General features: G+C 61.4%; 13 protein-coding genes. 5 read left to right on the top strand and 8 right to left on the bottom strand.

Annotated elements, in window-relative coordinates; translation table 11 throughout:
• Window positions 1–66 precede the first annotated feature (66 nt).
• A complete protein-coding gene (locus tag BN1130_RS18445) occupies window positions 67–1,659 on the top strand; it encodes a GGDEF domain-containing protein (protein WP_042043794.1) in 1,593 nt (530 codons plus the stop codon).
• Window positions 1,660–1,777: 118 nt separating this feature from the next.
• On the opposite strand, the gene BN1130_RS18440 is transcribed toward BN1130_RS18445, so the two are convergent.
• From BN1130_RS18440 to BN1130_RS18430, 3 genes are read right to left on the bottom strand one after another with little or no spacing between them, the layout of a single operon-like run.
• Window positions 1,778–3,181: a coniferyl aldehyde dehydrogenase gene (locus BN1130_RS18440; RefSeq protein ID WP_052448263.1), complete on the bottom strand. Its 1,404-nt coding sequence runs from the start codon at window positions 3,179–3,181 to the stop codon at window positions 1,778–1,780.
• 19 nt (window positions 3,182–3,200) lie between these two features.
• On the bottom strand, window positions 3,201–4,610 hold the full coding sequence (locus BN1130_RS18435) for a hypothetical protein (protein ID WP_042043793.1): 1,410 nt from the start codon (window positions 4,608–4,610) through the stop codon (window positions 3,201–3,203).
• Between the two features lie 45 nt (window positions 4,611–4,655).
• Window positions 4,656–6,440, bottom strand: coding sequence for a DUF1302 domain-containing protein (locus BN1130_RS18430; RefSeq protein ID WP_042043792.1), 1,785 nt, complete (start codon window positions 6,438–6,440; stop codon window positions 4,656–4,658).
• Window positions 6,441–6,612: 172 nt separating this feature from the next.
• Here BN1130_RS18430 and BN1130_RS18425 point away from each other — a divergent pair, with 172 nt between their 5' ends.
• The 4 genes from BN1130_RS18425 (at window position 6,613) to BN1130_RS18410 (ending at window position 11,118) form a co-directional block, all read left to right on the top strand.
• Window positions 6,613–7,524 carry a LysR family transcriptional regulator gene (locus BN1130_RS18425; protein WP_084218256.1) on the top strand — a complete coding sequence of 304 codons (912 nt, stop codon included), beginning with the start codon at window positions 6,613–6,615 and terminating at the stop codon, window positions 7,522–7,524.
• A gap of 286 nt (window positions 7,525–7,810) precedes the next feature.
• The gene (locus BN1130_RS18420; protein ID WP_042043790.1) at window positions 7,811–8,467 is read left to right on the top strand and encodes a Bax inhibitor-1/YccA family protein; all 657 of its coding nucleotides are present in this window, start codon (window positions 7,811–7,813) and stop codon (window positions 8,465–8,467) included.
• Window positions 8,468–8,596: 129 nt separating this feature from the next.
• The gene (yccS, locus tag BN1130_RS18415) at window positions 8,597–10,753 is read left to right on the top strand and encodes a YccS family putative transporter (RefSeq protein WP_042043789.1); all 2,157 of its coding nucleotides are present in this window, start codon (window positions 8,597–8,599) and stop codon (window positions 10,751–10,753) included.
• A 20-nt stretch (window positions 10,754–10,773) separates the two neighbouring features.
• Window positions 10,774–11,118 (top strand): TusE/DsrC/DsvC family sulfur relay protein, encoded by a 345-nt coding sequence (locus BN1130_RS18410; RefSeq protein WP_042043788.1) that lies wholly within the window; start codon window positions 10,774–10,776, stop codon window positions 11,116–11,118.
• Between the two features lie 82 nt (window positions 11,119–11,200).
• On the opposite strand, the gene dedD is transcribed toward BN1130_RS18410, so the two are convergent.
• From dedD to BN1130_RS18385, 5 genes are all read right to left on the bottom strand, one after another.
• The gene (dedD, locus tag BN1130_RS18405; protein ID WP_042043787.1) at window positions 11,201–11,929 is read right to left on the bottom strand and encodes a cell division protein DedD; all 729 of its coding nucleotides are present in this window, start codon (window positions 11,927–11,929) and stop codon (window positions 11,201–11,203) included.
• 50 nt (window positions 11,930–11,979) lie between these two features.
• Window positions 11,980–13,248: a bifunctional tetrahydrofolate synthase/dihydrofolate synthase gene (folC, locus tag BN1130_RS18400; protein ID WP_042043786.1), complete on the bottom strand. Its 1,269-nt coding sequence runs from the start codon at window positions 13,246–13,248 to the stop codon at window positions 11,980–11,982.
• A 2-nt stretch (window positions 13,249–13,250) separates the two neighbouring features.
• A complete protein-coding gene (gene accD / locus BN1130_RS18395) occupies window positions 13,251–14,114 on the bottom strand; it encodes an acetyl-CoA carboxylase, carboxyltransferase subunit beta (RefSeq protein WP_042043785.1) in 864 nt (287 codons plus the stop codon).
• Between the two features lie 118 nt (window positions 14,115–14,232).
• Entirely contained in the window at window positions 14,233–15,042 is an 810-nt protein-coding gene (gene truA, locus BN1130_RS18390; RefSeq protein ID WP_042043783.1) for a tRNA pseudouridine(38-40) synthase TruA, read from the bottom strand.
• Window positions 15,043–15,151: 109 nt separating this feature from the next.
• Window positions 15,152–17,215, bottom strand: coding sequence for a FimV/HubP family polar landmark protein (locus BN1130_RS18385; protein ID WP_042043782.1), 2,064 nt, complete (start codon window positions 17,213–17,215; stop codon window positions 15,152–15,154).
• Between the last annotated feature and the right edge of the window lie 10 nt (window positions 17,216–17,225).

The raw sequence follows: 17,225 nt of genomic DNA, 5'->3' as shown, positions 1-17,225 counted from the left end.
AGTTGGCACTCAAACGTGCCCGATAATAACATCCCACACTGGCTCACAAATTGAAGACTCGCACGGATGATGAGATGCCTATTTTACTTGATCTTGCTCTGCCTTGAGACCATTCCCTCGGCTCAGGCCAGCGAAGATACTGCGCCCGGTGCAGACAGCGTTGTCTTGCAACTGCGCTGGCTACATCAACCCCAATTCGTTGGCTATCACATGGCCAAGGCCAAGGGCTTCTACGCAGAACTGGGCCTGGACGTCGAGATCCGCCAGGGGGGCAAGGGGCTGAGCCCGGTGGCAGAGGTGTTGAGCGGGCGGGCCGACTTTGGTGTCGGCAATACCGAGGTGTTGACCCAGTACGCCGAAGGGGAGTCCCTTCTGGCACTGGCGGCCATCTTCCAGCACTCTCCGTCTATTTTCCTCGCCCGGCGCGACAGCAATATTCTCACCCTTGCCGACATGCGTGGCAAACGCATCATGATGTTCCCCGAGCATCAGGACGCCGAGTTGCTGGCCACCCTCTTCTATCAGGGGATCCGCGAAGATGAGCTGATCCCGTTGCAGACCTCGGTCAACATCGACGATCTGGTGGAGCGGCGAGTCGACATCTTCAATGCCTATCTGAGCAACGAGCCCTTCTATCTGGAGGAGCGAGGCATCCCTGTCTCCGTCATCAGTCCACGCAACTACGGCGTGGATTTTTATAGTGACATCCTCTTTACCACCCAGGCGAACCAGGCCGAGCACCCCGAGAGGGTCGAGCGCTTTCGCGCTGCCAGCCTGCGCGGTTGGCAGTACGCCCTGGCCCACCCTCAGGAAGCCATCGCACTGCTGCGTGATCAATATGGGGTGGCTCGCTCCCAGGCACACATGGAGTACGAGCTGCAGGTCAGCAAGGAGATGATCCAGCCGCTCTATGTGGAAATGGGCTACATGAACCCCGCCCGTTTCGAACATATTCTCAACCAGCTGGTGGAGATAGGCCTCCTCAAACACAAGGTGCCCCTGACCGACTTTCTCTACCATGCCCCCTCAGCCCAATGGGTCTTCTGGCGCCCCTGGTTCATGCTGAGTCTGGCCGCCACAGCCCTGATCCTGGTGCTGGCCCTCTATCTGTGGCTATGCAACGATCGGTTGAGCAAGGAGGTGGCCCTGCGCAAGCGGCGTGAAGCGGAGATCATGCAGCTCGCCCAGCGCGATCCCCTCACCGGCCTTCCCAATCGCCTCAGCCTGATGAACCGGCTGCGCCAGCAAATAGTTCAACCCGCACCAGGCTGCCTGCTATTTTGCGATCTCGATGATTTCAAACGCATCAATGACAACTTCGGCCACAGCCAGGGGGACGCCATCCTCTGCCAGCTCGCTCAGCGCATTACCAGCGCCATCGGCCATCACTGCTTCTTTGCCCGGCTGGCGGGGGACGAGTTTATCCTGCTGCTGCCCGGTTACAGCCTCAAACAGGCTCACGATGTCGCCGAGGTGATCCGCCTCGCCATGGCCGCCCCCTTCGAGATAGACGGCCAGGCCATGCAAGTGGGGATCAGCATAGGCGTCAGTCACTATCAGAGTGGCTGGAGCGCGGAGCAGTGGTTGATCCAGGCTGACAAGGCCATGTACTGCGACAAAGGCGTGGCCCTCACCGCCCTGGCGGAACAGTCGGGCTGAACCCCGACTCCCACCCAGAACAGCACAGCACAGCAGGCCCGCATCACTGTGGGCCTGCTGTTTTCAAGATGCAGAGGCGCTGGCCGATCAATGCGAGATAGCGCCTCTCTTTTGCCCCTCAGCGCAGCAAAAACGCGAGCACGCGATCGATGATCTTGCCATATGGGGGAGCCAGCAGCCTCAATCCCGAAAAGCGGGCCTGGTAGAACACAGGGCGCAGTTTGGAGAAGGTCTCGAACCCCTCCTTGCCATGGTAATGGCCCATGCCGGACTCACCGACGCCCCCGAAGGGCAGGTCATGCTGACCGACATGGAACAGGGCGTCATTGACCGAGACGCCCCCGGACATTATCCGCTCAAGTACCCGCTCAACCCGAGGGGCCTGATAGCTGAACGGGTAAACCGCCAAGGGTCGAGGCCCGGCGTTAACCCGCTCGATCACCTCGTCGAGTTGCCGATAACCGATCAACGGCAAGATAGGGCCGAAGATCTCCCTTTGCATCAACAGGCAATCATCCGGTGCATTGAGCACCAGATGGGGAGCCAGTTTGCGGCTGATGGGATCGAACCAGGGCCCCTCCAGCAGAGGAATGAGGATGGCCCCCCGAGCGCGGGCCTCATCCAATGCGTGCAGCAACCGTTCGAAGGCACGCGAGTCGATGATGCTGGTGTAGTCCGGCGAATCGAGGCGCGGGTAGCGAGCCGCCACGATGCGCCGCGCCAATGACACGAACTCATCGATACTATCCTGCGGCAGATAAGCATGATCGACAGTGGTACACACCTGACCTGCATTGACAAACTTGGCATACAAGATGCGCTCGGCGGCGGTGTGCAGGGGAAAATCATCACAGACAATGGCCGGCGCCTTGCCCCCCAATTCCAGAGTGACAGGGCACAGGTTCTGGGCCGCAGCGGCCATCACCGCACGCCCCGTCTGGCCAGATCCGGTAAACAGCAGATGATCGAATGGAAGGCGGGAGAAGGCGATGCCCACCTCGCCGCTCTCTTCGAAAAATTGCAGCTTCTGGGGCGGGAAGTAATCCGGCATCCGCGCGATCAGCAACTGGGCGAGATGGCGGGAGTGCTCGCTCATCTTCACCATGGCGCTGTTACCGGCGGCGAATATATAGGTCAACGGCAACAGACTGAGATTGATTGGGAAGTTCCACGGCACTATCACCCCAACCACCCCAAGGGGCTGCGGGATCACCCGATTGCGCGCACCGAGAAACACCAGGCGATCGATGCCGCGCCGCTGGGGACGCATCCAGCGGCGCAGATGTTTCAAGGCGTGGCTGATGCCATCGATGACCGGAAAGACCTCCAGCAACATCGTCTCGTGATAGGAGCGATGGCCATAGTCGGCACTGATGGCCTCGGCAATCGCCTCCTTATGGTCACGCACGAAGCGCTGCAGGCTGAGCAGATCGGCGCGGCGCTGTGCATAATCTGGCCCAGGCCGCCCTTGACGGGCGGCGCGCTGCATTGCCAATGCCGATGCCAACTGTGTTGTCATCATATTTGCTCCTCAGCCATCGCTAGCGTTGCTCGATCAGGCAAGGCAGCGCCGTCTCGAAGGCCGAAGTCGACAGATAGCGGCCACGGGGGTAGTACTCACCCATGTCCTTGGCTTCATCCCCGGGCTTGCCGACATTCTGCACCGCATGCTGGAACTGGCCGGTGCCGAGCATATGACGCAGTTGCAGCACAGTCACATCGGCATCACCGGCACCATCACCATCATCGGCCATCGGCAGCCAGGCGACACCGCACTGGGGAGTGGCATTACGCGGCCTGTCTTCGGCACGGCTGACCACTATGGTGTAATAACCATCCGGCCCCACAGGAATATTCTCATCCTGAACGCAGTCGTTGACGCGAGTATTGGCAAAGCCTTGATTCGAGCAGAAGGACCAGTAGCGCAGATCCCCCTCCCCCATCTTGCTCTCACCGGCCAGGGTTTTCGGCGTAGTCGGCGCCTTGCCGCGCACCACGAACACCTTGCCCAACTTGCGATTAAGAATGGTGCGGATGTACTGGTTATCGAGGTTGGGGTAGAAGCCACCCTCGCTGCGCCTGGCATCCGCCTTGAGCGGTTCACCGGTATAGATGGCGTAGAGCGCCTCCCGATCGAGTTGCTGGTACCAGGTCGGCGGGTTGGTCGCCGGGGCTGCGGGGCCACGCTTGGCGGCGGCGTTGAGCAGCGCCTGATACTTCTCCATCGGCACCGCCATGGCGGCAGGGTCCAGTTGCAGCGGCTGGCGGGTTCGCAGTGCCGGGCAGGCTTCGGCCCCCTTGAGCACCTTGCCATCGGCCAGGGTCAGTACGGGGGTCGGCAGGCCCACGCCTCCCGTCTCATCCTGCCCCCGATCGGCGGCATAGATGCGATACAGGACAGTTTGCTGACCCGGGCCTTTGCCGTACTTGGGGGCGTGCAGGCTGTCACGACTTTCACCCACCAGGTTCATGCCCGTCTTCTGCTTGGGATCCGGCTTGGCATCGATGACGTTCAGGCTATAAGAACGGGCACTGCCAGTACGATCGGCCCCGGTCAGGAAGGGGTTGATCGCCCCCTCTTTCGGTTTGATCAGATAGTCGGCCACCGATTCTAGGGGGCGGCCGGCTTCGTCATAGCTGATCAGCGACATATAGCGTGAGTGGGGGTACTGCCCTTCGAGAGAGAGCTTGGCCCCTTCGGGGATGGTAAACACCGCGGCCCAGTAGAAGGTAGCCGCATCCGGGTAGGCGATGTTGATGTAGGGATCGGCGCTGGCCGGGCCCCGGGCCCAGAAACAGCTACGCGGTCCCGGGATAGGATCTTTACCGGCCGAGATGGCCTTGATGCCCTCCTCGACGGCCTTGGCCTGATCCCAGGCGAAGGCGTTGTTGCACAGACCAGCCAGCAGGGCCAGCGCGGTCAGATGGCGGAGAGTAGGAGTGAGATTCATCGTTTACCTCGTTGATTAAATTAAAATGCGGCTTCTTTTGACAGATCAGAACTGCATGCCAAGGGTGGCCTGGGCGACACTGCGGTCGCGCAAGTTGTTGTAGTCACCACCCCAGATGGGTAGCCAGGCTATCTCGGCGGTATAGGCCCTGTTCAACACGGCCTTGAGGGAGAGGATGGCGAACTTGCGATCCTCGAGTATGGTGCCGTCTTCACTCCAGCCAGAGAGATCGTGGCCGAAGAACAGAGAGGGAATAAGATTCACGCCGCTGACCACATTCTGATAGACGAGATTGGCCTGCACCCTGTAGCCATAGGCTTGCTTCGAGACATAGCCATCACTCGAGCACTGCACGCTTGAACCGGTGCAGTCGCCGTTGACCGGCCCCTGCCCGAACACATCGGAACGACGAAAACGCACGCTATCCACATCGGGCAGATCGGGCACCAGCCGGTAGATCCCCTGGATCCCGAACTGACCCTTTGCCGCGCCAAGCACTGCGTTGAATGGCATGCTGCTGCCTAGTTGCAGCTGCATCGACTTGTGGCGCTCGTAGCCATGGAAGCTCTCGCCCGGAGCCAGACTGTCGATCTGAGGGCGCAGCGGAGTCGCCCCTCCCTTGCTGGTAAAACCGCTCAGGATATCGACAGCGTTGTACTGAAATGGCTGATTGGGTCGGTAAGCCAGCTCGCCAAACAGGCTGGTATCTTCCAACTTGCTGTCAAATGAGAGGGCATACATGCGGATATCTTCCGGATACTCGGTGAAGTACTCGGGGTTCTTGCCGCCGGGATCCCCCGGGAGCAGCGGCGGACCCGCGGGGCGCTCTGACTTGACCGCACTGTAGTAGCTGGAGCGGGAGTGAAACTGGGCCGCATAGAGACCAAACTCGGTATTGAGTGCATCGACCCTGTGCTTGAGGGCAACCCCGAACTGGCCACTGTTGGAGGGGTCCTGCGTATCGGCCCGGTTGACCACGACGCCATTGTTGATGGCCTGCGGATCCGAGGCGTTGCCTATGGTGATGACATCACAGCCCTGGGCCACGAAGTCAACCTGGGAATAGAAGGTTCCGCACTGATTGGGGGAGTTCGGCGTGAATGCGAACTGCCAGAATGCCTCCAGGGCCGTGCTCGGCGTCAGCTCGGCGCGGATAAAGATCGCCGGAATGGGGATCCGTGTCTCCTCGTCCCGCTTGACGCCCGGGCGCAGCTCGGCCGGGAAGTCCACCGGCATCAGATCCCGCAGGCCACCGAAGGCATAATACTGATTACCCCAGTCGATGCGCTGCCAGCCAAGCTTCCAGCTCACCGGGATCTCGGCTATCAGATTGCGACCGAAGACATTGGCATCGTTGAACACAGCCCCAGCAAATTTGGATCGGGTGGCGGCGCCCTCGTCCGAGAGCGGCTCCCCCCCCTGATAACCACCGGGAGAGTTGCCCCAGGCCACGGGTCCCTTCTCCAGGCCTACGTCATACCAGGCCTTGCCACTGAGTTCGACGCCATAATTATCCTTGGTATAGGTAAGATGGAGCCAGCCCTTGGCCACCTTATAGACGGAATCACCACGGTCGTAGTTAAGGTCACCATCATCCTGATTGCGACCACTGCTCGCCCCGTCATGGATCCCCACTGCCGTGGCATTGGCACCGTATACCAGAGAGGGATCGCGATTGTCGGTACGAATGGAGGTCCCCATGGTCATGGCACCGTTAATCACAACGTTGCCGCCAGCCCCCTCAAACTCAACCCCCTGAGCCGTGCCCGGCAGGGCGAGGAAACTCGCCACGTTCAGTAGCGGGATCACACATAGCATGGTGTTACGCATCTTGTTGCTCCACAAATCCATTTGTGTCTGACCGGACCCGGTTTGCCCGGCTGGTCTGCCTACAATCGCGCCCTAGTGCCTAGGTTGACGAAATTGTTAAATCATTGTGAATAACTCACGCTCTGTGTTTCAATGACCAATACGCCCATAACCATGCACGGTATGCATATCGATGATGCTATCCCGCGAAATTGATTACTTCTTGCTGGTATGCGATTACCGCAACATCGCCAAAGCCGCAGACGAGCTGGGCATGAGCCAGTCGGCACTGACCCGGGCCATTCAGCGGCTCGAGTCACAGCTTGGCACCACCCTCTTCGTGCGCACCTCACGGGGTGTCGAGCCGACCCCTGTCGGTGAGGTATTGCGCAAACACAGCGAGCATGCCCGAGTAGCCATGCAAGATGCCGAGCACGAAATCACCCAGATGACCGCAGGCTTGCGGGGCCGGGTCCGGATAGGGGTCGGTCAGACCCTCGCCCGCCATATCAGCCAGCGCCTGCTGTCGAGATTGATCCATGACAGACCCGGCGCCCGGATCCAGATCCAGGTGGCCTTTAGCGCCGAATTGTTCGAGCTGGTCGAGGCCGGCGCGCTCGATTTTGCCGTGACCGGTCTGCCGGATGTCCTGCCCGCCAATCTGCTGGCCCGCCCCCTGACGCAGATAGAGATGTGTGTCGTCGTGCGCAGCGGCCACCCGCTCACCAAGATAGCGGCGCCCGGTATCAGCGACTTGCTCCCCTACCGGAGCGCCGCACCGCGCCAGGATGTACATGCCCGCCGAGTGGCCGAACAGATCCTGGCGAGCCATGGCTCGGATCTGCACCACGTCATGCTCGAATCCAACTCCTGGGAGACCATACTCGAGACGGTCTCAAGCACGGATCTGTTCACCCTGGCCCCCTGGTATCACGACTTTGAGCAACAGTGGGCAGGCCGATTGCAGCGCATCGATATCCCCGAGCTGACCCGCCAGCAGACCATAGGCCTGGTGCAGCGTCAGGATGCCTATGTCTCGTCTCTGGCCGAGCGGGCGATGGCGCTGCTCATAAGTGGCGAATGGTCGCTGCCTCCCGAGCAGTGATGCCCTGGTGTGTGGTCGAAAGAGGCGAGGATCCCGGTAGCTGGCACCCGCAGGCTGGTCGGTATGAGGGAGAGGCCGACCTTCGCCAGAGGGTGAAACCGACGCGGGCAGGTCGGGGAGTCAACCAGCCCTTGTTCAGATACAATACATAATGGCTCTGGAATAGTGTTGCCAGGCATCTGGGGGTCGACTTGAAATTGCTTCTCGTCATCCCCATTTGTTCTCCATACAATAGGTTGAAGGGACGACTGGTTTCGTCCTCCCCAGTACCAACGAGGAAAACAAGATGGATACCCGTTCTGTCTATACCGGCACCCAGGGTGCCGTGCGTGATACCAACAAGGTGCTGCGCAATACCTACATGCTGCTCTCCCTGACCCTGGGCTTCTCTGCCATCGTCGCCGGGGTAGCCACTGTGATGAACATGCCGCCCCTGCACTGGGCCATCTTCCTGGTTGGCGTCTATGGTCTGATGTTCCTGACCGAAAAGAACCGCGACAATGGCATGGGCCTGGTATTCACCTTCGCCCTGACCGGCCAGCTCGGTTACAGCCTTGGCCCCATCATCAACATGTACATGAACAATGGCGGCGGCGAGATAGTGATGACGGCGCTGGGCGGCACGGCGCTGACCTTCTTCGGTCTGTCTGCCTATGCCCTGACCACCAAGCGGGATCTCTCCTTCATCGGCGGCATGCTGTTCGTCGGTTTCTGGGTGCTGCTGGTGGCCATGGTCGCCAACATCTTCCTGCAGATGAGCGCCCTGAGCCTGGCCCTGTCCGCCATGTTCATGCTGTTCTCATCCGGTGCCATCCTGCTGACCACCCAGCAGATAGTGCGCGGCGGCGAGACCAACTACATCTCTGCGACCGTGACGCTCTATGTGTCCATCTACAACATCTTCCTGAGTTTGCTCAGCCTGCTCGGCGGCAACCGCAACTGATGACCACCAACCCCGCTTCGGCGGGGTTTTTTATTGCATGCTCCCCGGCCAGCCTGATCCAAATCAGGGTCATTTGATGGCGTTCGCGTTACACTGCTGACCTCGTATCGCAAGAGACTCTCTGCCCCCATGCCTGTTGAATACTCCGGCCTGCTGCGCCGCCTGCTCACCGACAGCCATGTCTACTTTGCCCTCAAGGTACTCATCGCCATACTGGGTCTGCTCGCCATCGCCCTCGTCGTGGGCGACATCCAGCTCACCGTGCTGCTCTCCCTCGGGGTGGTCGCCGGGGCCATCGCCGAAACCGATGACAGCCTCTGGGGACGGGTCAAGAACCTGACCATGACGCTGGCTTGCTTCTTATTCGCCTCCCTCTGCGTCCAGTATCTGTTTCCGACACCCTGGTTGTTTGCCCTCGGGCTGGCGGGCTCCACCTTCCTGTTCGTCATGGTCGGCGCCCTGGGGCAACGTTACGCCACCATCAGCTTCGGCTCGCTCTTGATCGCCATCTACACCATGCTGGGGGCCGCCAAGGCGCCGGATCTCTTCTACCAACCGCTGGTGCTGACTGCTGGTGCCCTCTGGTACGGGGTGGTGTCGCTCATCTGGCTCTGGCTCTTGCCCTACAAGACACTGCACGAACAGCTTGCCCAGAGTTACTTTGCCCTCTCCCGCTACCTGCGGGAGAAATCCCGCTTCTTCCCCGCCGATGAACATGGCGCCCAGGCCATTCGCCACAACCTGGCCCAGCTCAATATTCAGCTGGTCGGCTCCCTCAATCTCACCAAGACGGCGCTCAATGCCAGGCTGCATAGCCAGCGCCGCCAACCGGCCCCCGAACTCGCGGGTCTATTGCGCCTCTATCTGCTGGCCCTTGAGATGCACGAGCGTGCCACCTCGAGTCACTACCCCTATAGCCAGCTCGAGGCCGAGCTGAAGCAGGGGCTGGTCATCGATGGCTTCCAGGAGGTGCTGCTGCAACTGGCGGAAGCCTGCCAGCAGCTCGGCTACGCCATCCTGGTGCACAGCCCCTACCGCCATCCCAAACGCATTCGCTGGGCTTTGGAAGCCCTTGGTGATCAGCTCGAGTTCACCCATCTCAAGCAGCACTATCCCAAGAGCCTGCTGACACCGATGAAGTTCCTGCGCCGCAATCTGGCCAGCATCAATCAGCTGCTGACCAGCGCCGAGGAGCTGCAGAACCCGTCGGCGACGCAAGGAAGCCTGCCCCCCCTGGCCAGGCCGCCTCACATCCCCCTGCTGACCCAGTTGCGCCAGCACCTGAGCCTCGACTCCATGGTATTTCGCCATGCCTTGCGGCTGTCGCTCGGACTGGTGGTGGGTTATGGCATCTTGCAGGCCTTCCACCTGGACAAGGGTTACTGGATCTTGCTGACAGTGCTCTTTGTCTGCCAACCCAGCTACAGCGCGACCCGCCGCCGCCTGATGCAGCGCATGCTCGGCACCTTCGCAGGCCTGCTGGTCGGCGTGCCCATTCTCTGGCTGCTGCCCACTCTCCATGGTCAGCTGGTGGTGATGGGGCTGGCCGCCTTCTTGTTCTTCACCCAGGTGCGCAGCAACTACAGCGCCGCCGTCTGCTTCATCACCCTCTATGTGTTGATGGCATTCAACCTGCTCGATGGCATCGGCTTCGCCATCCTGGGGCCCCGCCTGCTCGACACCCTGCTCGGCTGCCTGCTCTCCTATGCCCTGGTCGCCTGGCTCTGGCCTGACTGGCAGTACAAGCGCCTGCCGCAGCTCATCGCCAACTCGCTGTCGGCCAATGCCCGCTATCTGGAAGCCGTGCTCGCCAGCTTGCACCTGCGCCGCGATGAATCCCTCGACTACCGCATCGCCCGCAAGAATGCCCACCTGGCCGACAGCGAACTGGCCATGGCCTGGCAGAGCATGCTGGTCGAACCCCAGCGCAGGCGCCGCTTCCTGGATCTCTGTTTCACCCTGACCTGGCGCAACCATGCCCTGCTCTCCTACATCTCGGCGCTGGGTGCCCACCGGGATCAACTAGAACCCATCCCAGGGCTCAGCCAGATCAGCCGCCACCTGAGTCATACCCTGGCCCTGGCCGCTGGCCAGCTGGCCGGTGATGACCCCCTGGCGGAGCAAGCCAGCTGTCCCCTGCCCACCCAGGAGAGCACGGAGGAGCAACTGATGTTGAGCCAGCAGTTGAATCTCATCAGCCAGCTGGCCGATGAGCTGCTGGCGCTGGCCAACCAGAGCCGGTTGCTCGCGGCGTCCCAAGACGCTACCATGCCGACCCCATCCTGACTTGCCCCAAGGAGGCACGCATGTCTGATAATCCGGTGCTGACATTCAACGGGCGCACTATCGAGACCGATACCAAGGGCTATCTGCTCAATGTGAATGACTGGAGTGAGGAGCTGGCCGTGGTGCTGGCCGCCCAAGAGAGTATCGAGCTGGGCGAATCCCATTGGGAAGTGGTGCGCTTCGTGCGGGCCTTCTATCTGGAGTTCAATACCTCCCCCGCCATTCGCGCCCTGGTCAAGGCGATGGAGAAGCAGTTCGGCCCCCAGAAGGGCAACAGCCGCTATCTCTACAAGCTGTTCCCCCTGGGGCCCGCCAAGCAGGCGACCAAGATAGCGGGTCTGCCCAAGCCGGTGAAATGCATCTAAGACAGCCAATAAAAAGACCGCGCCAAGGCGCGGTCTTTTTATTTGAGCTCTGTGCACAGATGTCGGTGGTTATCCCCTCTCATCAGGGGTTATACGCTACCACTGAGCCGCTCAGGCCGGTCTGCTGGCTCACCTTGGCCTGGATGCTCTGCAGCTTGGCCTTGGAGACATCCGGGCCGATGAAGACCCGGTTGATCTGACCCTGTACCGGAGTACGGGGCACCGTATGGGCCGAGTAACCCGAGGCTCGCAACTTGCCCACCAGCGCATTGACGCTGTCCTTGTTGCGGAAGGCGCCAAGCTGGAGGATCCAGCTGCCCTGAGCCGGTGCCGGCGCGGCCTGAGCCACCAGCTGCTTGCTCTGCAGCAGGTCGTCCATGCTCTTGATCTGTGGCTTGACGGGCTCCGGCTTGACCTGAGGCTTGGGCTTTGGCACGGGCTTGGGTTGCACCTTGACCGGCTCTGGCTGCTTGGCCACCACGGGCTCCGGCTTGACAACCGGCGGGCTGACCACGTGCGGCGCGCCACCTTGCTGGCCCAAGGTCACAGGGGACGAGACCTCCTCGACCTGCCACTGTTCGGCGGCCCTGGCCTGCTGCTTGCTCACCTCATGATCGCTGGGCAGGGTACTGGCGGCGGAGACCTGAAGCGCGGGCTTGGCGGGCTCGAGCTCGGGGCGCAGCGGGATAGTCGCGAACGCCTCATCCTTTTGCGCAATTTTCTGGCCATCGAGCATATCCGGCAAGAAGATGACCACCAGAGCCACCAGGATAACCGTGCCCACCAATCTGTTTTGGAACTTAGAAGCCAAACCTTACTCCTACCCTTGTGTTGCTATCCAGCCCGGCGCCCGTGGCGCATTCAGGCCGGTTGTGTCGCCAGAATATCGGCGACAGTGTAAAACGATCCAAAGACAATGACCACATCAGCGGGACTCGAATCAGCCAGTGCCTGCTGATAAGCCTCGGACACGGCATCATATTGGGTCGCGCTCCCCTTCCCCTGCCCCAGGGCATCCGCCAGCTGGCCTGCGGTCGCGGCCCGCGGCCCGGTGAGGCTCGCCAGATACCAGCAATCAACCAGGCCATCGAGCTCGGCAAGGGACCCCGCCATGTCTTTGTCCTTGAGCATGCCGACCACGGCGCGGCGTACCCCGCGGCACGGGATGGCGCTCAACTGACTGGCCAGATAGGCCGCAGAGTGGGGATTGTGGGCCACATCGACGATGACCAGCGGATCCGTCTGCAAGCGCTGCATCCGGCCCGCAAGACGCGCCTCACTCAAGCCCTGGCGAATGGCCGACTCGGGCAACGTCAGTCCGAGCCGCTCCAGGGCGGCCAGCACTGTCACCGCATTCATCAGCGGCAAGGCGGGAATTGGCAGGCCTTGATAGCATTGCAGCCCCCGATAATCCCAGCCAGCCGCGGCATCGTCATGGGCTTGACCACTGAAATCACGGCCTACCTGATAGAGATGAGCGCCCAGGCGCGCCGCTTCGCTGGCAATGGTGGCGGGGGGATTGGGCTCACCGCTGATGGCGGCTCGCCCCTTGCGGTAGACTCCCGCCTTCTCCACCGCCACTGCCTCGCGGGTATCGCCGAGCCAGTCGCAATGATCCAGGGCGATGCTGGTGATCATGGCCACATCGGACTCCACCACATTGGTGGCATCGAGCCGGCCCCCCAGTCCTACCTCCAGCAATACCACATCCGGGGCATGGCGGCGAAACAGCCAGAGCGCGGCCAGGGTGGCAAACTCGAAGAAGGTGAGCGCTATCTCGGCGCGGGCCGTTTCCACCTCGGTGAAGGCGGCGCAGTGCTCCTGCTCGCCCAGCTCCTGGCCATTGAGGCGCACTCGCTCGGTAAAACGCAGCAGATGGGGGGATGAGTAGACCCCGACCCGGTAACCGGCGGCCATCAGGATACTGGCCGCCATGGCACAAGAAGAGCCCTTGCCATTGGTACCGGCGACGGTGAGCACCTTGCCGGGCAAGGTGGTCAGCCCCATGCGCCGTGCAACGATGCCGACCCGTGTCAGACCCATGTCGATGTTGACCGGATGGATCTGCTCCAAATAAGAAAGCCAGTCGACCAGCGACCGGCTTTGAGATTGTTGCATGTTTGAACTCATGTTCAGTCTTCGACGACCTGGGTATTCATCAGCTTGGCGAGCAAGCTGGCCAGACGATCGCGCATCTCGCGGCGGTCGATGATCATGTCGATGGCACCCTTCTCCAGCAGGAACTCGGAGCGCTGGAAGCCTTCTGGCAGCTTCTCGCGCACCGTCTGCTCGATGACACGGGGGCCGGCAAAGCCGATCAGCGCCTTGGGCTCACCCACGTTGATGTCACCCAGCATCGCCAGACTGGCAGAGACGCCACCCATGGTCGGATCGGTCAGCACCGAGATATAGGGCAGACCCGCCTTGGTGAGCCTGTCCAGCGCCGCACTGGTCTTGGCCATCTGCATCAGGGAGAACAGGGCTTCCTGCATCCGCGCCCCACCGGAGGTGGAGAAGCAGACCAGGCCGCGGCCCTCCTTGATGCTCTCCTCGACGGCACGCACGAAGCGGGCACCGACCACGGAGGACATGGAACCCCCGATGAAGGAGAACTCGAACGAACAGGCGACCACGGGCACCCCCTTGAGGGTTCCTTTCATCACCACCAGCGCATCTTTTTCCCCCGTCTCTTTCTGGGCGGTGGACAAACGATCCTTGTAGCGCTTGGAATCCTTGAATTTCAAAATATCCTGCGGCTCCAACTCGGCGCCGATTTCACTGCGACCATCAGCGTCGAGGAAACACTCGAGGCGGGCACGGGCGGTAATGCGCATGTGATGGTTACATTTGGGGCAAACCTCGAGGTTGCGCTCCAGCTCTGCCCGGTAGAGCACCTGTTCACAAGATCCGCACTTGGTCCACACCCCTTCCGGGATGTTATGACGACGGGGGGTAGTGATCTTGCTCTTGGGAAGGATCTTCTCAAGCCAGCTCATGGAATTCCTTAATGCTTTTGTGCCTGACAATACGCATCGAGCCTTGATAGTTCAATGACTTACGGCTCGATGGCAATAAACGACGGATCATTAAACCACAATTTTTCGGGCGCAGTTACTAAAAACTGGTCGTACCCGGTGCCGAGTCCGGCAGCCAGAGCGGGCCGAGCGGCAGCCTGGGCAGTCCCTGTTCGGCGGGATAATCGACGTCGACCAGATAGAGACCACCGGCTTTGGCGGTGGGGCCTGCCATGTCGCGATCCTTGGCGGCCAGCACCTCGGCTATCCACTCCACGGGTTTGAGTCCCTGCCCCACCAGCAGCAAGGAGCCGGTGACGTTGCGTACCATGTGGTGCAAGAAGGCATTGGCACGGATATCCAGCACTATGTAGGGGCCGCTGCGACTGACGCACAGATGGGTCACATTGCGCCAGGGGCTCTTGGATTGGCAACCTGCGGCGCGAAACGAGGTGAAATCCCGCTCGCCGAGCAGGCTCTGGCCCGCCTGATGCATCAGGGCCGCGTCCAGAGTCTCGTGGTAGTGGCTGACGCCGCTGCCGAGGATGGCGGGGCGGAAGTTGTGGTTATAGATGACATAGCGGTAGCGACGGGCGGTGGCGCTGAAGCGGGCATGGAAGCCCTCATCCACCTCCTTCACCCAGCGCACCCCGATGTCGGGGGGCAGGTTGGAGTTCACCCCGAGCGTCCAGGCGCTCTCGCTGCGGATGGCCTGGGTATCGAAGTGGATCACCTGACCGGTGGCATGCACCCCGGCGTCGGTGCGCCCGGCGCACTGTATGCTCACCTCGTGGTTGGCGATGCGGCTGAGGGCCTTCTCCAGCTCCTGCTGGACGCTGATCACTTCCCGTTGACGCTGCCAGCCAAAATACCGGCTGCCGTCATATTCAATACCTAAGGCAATTCGCATGAGTCTGATTATCGCTCTGTGAGAGAAAACGCGGCGAATTATACCCACACCGCCGCCAATATCCCAAAAAGAAGGGCGACCCTGGGGTCGCCCTGCTTGCATCCGGCCATCAGGCCAACCGCTTGAGCAGCTTCTCGGCCTCGCTGCGTTGCTTGTCGTTGCCCTGCTCGGACGCCTCGACCAGCAGCTCGCGGGCGCTCTCCTTGTCATCTATCTCGAGGTAAGCCCGGGCCAGATCCAGCTTGGCACCCACGCCGCCATCATCGGCATCCACGTCGAAGCCGCCAGACTCTGGCAATACCTCGGGGAAACCATCCAGCCCCACATTCAGGGAGAAGCCCTGGTACGGCTCCTGCTCGCTCTGGTTGGCATTGGCATCGGCCAGCAGGCTGTCTATCTCGACAAAATCATCGGCCGCGGCCTGGGCCCTGGGTTTGAGCTCCTCGCTAGGCTCGACTTGTGCGAAGGCATCCTCGAAATCGGCAAGGGCCAGCTCATTGGGATCCTTGACGGGCTCAGGGCTCATGCCCCACTCAGCCAGCAATTCGTCGGCGGTCTGGGATGCTTGATGGACACTGGGCGCCGGCTCGTCGTCCAGGCTGGTGTCGAGGTCGCTGAAGTCCAGCTCCGGCAGATCATCCTCGTCACGGGCCCCACGGCCAGCAGGGGATTGGGCGGCGAAGCGATCCTCTTCGGCATCAAGCTCGGCATTGAGATCCGCAAACAGTGCGGCCTGCAGCTCCTCCTCGCTCATCAGCGCCTCATCGGCAGCCGGGTTGAACTCGCTGGCGAGATCCATCTCGGGCCGCTCGGGTCGCTCAAACTGCTCGTCGGCGGCGAGATCAAGCTCGGGCACCAGCTCAGGATCCCGCATCTCGGACTCCCGCACCTGCTCCCCTTCGTCGCTAAAGACCAGATCCAGATCCTCCTCAGGCTCATGGGCTGCGCCTTCATTGAGGTGGGGCGCGGCACGGGCGACAGGCTCTTCATCAATGTCGGCGCCGATGAGCTGATCGAACTCGCTCATCTCCTGCCCCATCACCACGGAGGTGGTCTCGGAGAGGTTCTTCTCCTGCTCTTCCAGCTCGCGGCGAGCACGGGCCCGCAGCCAGAGGGTTACCAGCGCCAATACCAGCAGCACGGGCAACAGGATGACCATGGCCAGGTTCAGAGGGGATGCGAGCAAGTCCGTCAGCCAATTCTGGGGCGGGGGGGCAACGGCCACAGGTGGCACGGGATTGGCCCTGAGTTCGGCCACCTCTTTTTGCAAGACAAGCTGATCTTGCAGCTGCGCCTTGAGGGTCTCGACCTCTTCGGTCAGGGACTGCAACCGCAGCTTGAGCCTGTGGTTCATCTCGGTGACTTGACCTAGCTGGGCATTGGCATCTTCCAGTGCCAGGGCCATCTCGGTACCTGGCTTGCCCTGAACGGTTTCGGTGGCGACCGGCAAGGGCGCAGGGGCACCGCTGGCGGCATTGGCCAATACCGGTACCGTTGGCTGTGCGCCGCTGGCGAGGGGGTTGACCTCACCGCCTGCCTTGGCGGCGGTCACCGCCAACACCGGGGCCACAACCGGGGCAGGAATGGGGGCAGCCGATGGGGCGGCGGGCTTGGTGGTCTGCTTGGGGGCTGGCTTGACAGGCTGCCTGGCCTGGGGCTGGGCACTCTGCTTGCTGGCGAGATACTTGGGACTCAAGCCTTTCCAGCTGGCGTTATCGCTGTTGAAACGTTGGCGAGCCTGGGCGTCCGTATGGCGGCGCGCTTCGGCTTCGCTTGGCAGGGTGATGCTGGACCCCACCAAAATATGATTGATGTTGCCATCGGCGAAGCTGCCGGGGTTCTTGTCATAGATGGCAACCATGGTCTGATAGACGCTCACCCGATTGGAGGGGCGATGCTTGCTCGCGAGACTCCAGAGCGTATCGGTGGGACGAACCGGGCCATAGCGGCGGCCGCTCTGAGGGGCTGCTGCTTGTGGCTGGCGCACAGGCTGGGCCTGACGCTGCACCGGCGTCGCGGGCTGAGTCGGCTGGATCACCTGACTGGCAGGCTCATCCGGTCCCTTCAACTCCACGAAGAAGGGATCCCGGCTGGCCTCTTCGGCGGAAGCAGAAGTGGTGTTGAGCAGACTTAACGCGAGAAGCGTCGCCAGTGTTATGCGGGATTGTCCCATGTTCGTTCCT

It is taken from the genome of Aeromonas rivuli, assembly GCF_000820045.1.
Taxonomy (GTDB): Bacteria; Pseudomonadota; Gammaproteobacteria; order Enterobacterales; family Aeromonadaceae; genus Aeromonas; species Aeromonas rivuli.
Note: the sequence above shows the minus strand (reverse complement) of the source record. Positions and strands in the feature narration are given on the sequence as shown.

Excerpts from the sequence above, each read along its gene's own strand:
- BN1130_RS18435 (WP_042043793.1), bottom strand. The coding sequence starts at position 4,610 with ATGAATCTCACTCCTACTCTCCGCCATCTGACCGCGCTGGCCCTGCTG.
- folC (WP_042043786.1), bottom strand. The coding sequence starts at position 13,248 with ATGAGTTCAAACATGCAACAATCTCAAAGCCGGTCGCTGGTCGACTGG.
- BN1130_RS18410 (WP_042043788.1), top strand. The coding sequence starts at position 10,774 with ATGTCTGATAATCCGGTGCTGACATTCAACGGGCGCACTATCGAGACC.
- BN1130_RS18440 (WP_052448263.1), bottom strand. The coding sequence starts at position 3,181 with ATGATGACAACACAGTTGGCATCGGCATTGGCAATGCAGCGCGCCGCC.
- BN1130_RS18425 (WP_084218256.1), top strand. The coding sequence starts at position 6,613 with ATGATGCTATCCCGCGAAATTGATTACTTCTTGCTGGTATGCGATTAC.
- yccS (WP_042043789.1), top strand. The coding sequence starts at position 8,597 with ATGCCTGTTGAATACTCCGGCCTGCTGCGCCGCCTGCTCACCGACAGC.
- accD (WP_042043785.1), bottom strand. The coding sequence starts at position 14,114 with ATGAGCTGGCTTGAGAAGATCCTTCCCAAGAGCAAGATCACTACCCCC.
- BN1130_RS18445 (WP_042043794.1), top strand. The coding sequence starts at position 67 with ATGATGAGATGCCTATTTTACTTGATCTTGCTCTGCCTTGAGACCATT.
- BN1130_RS18430 (WP_042043792.1), bottom strand. The coding sequence starts at position 6,440 with ATGCGTAACACCATGCTATGTGTGATCCCGCTACTGAACGTGGCGAGT.
- truA (WP_042043783.1), bottom strand. The coding sequence starts at position 15,042 with ATGCGAATTGCCTTAGGTATTGAATATGACGGCAGCCGGTATTTTGGC.
- BN1130_RS18420 (WP_042043790.1), top strand. The coding sequence starts at position 7,811 with ATGGATACCCGTTCTGTCTATACCGGCACCCAGGGTGCCGTGCGTGAT.
- BN1130_RS18385 (WP_042043782.1), bottom strand. The coding sequence starts at position 17,215 with ATGGGACAATCCCGCATAACACTGGCGACGCTTCTCGCGTTAAGTCTG.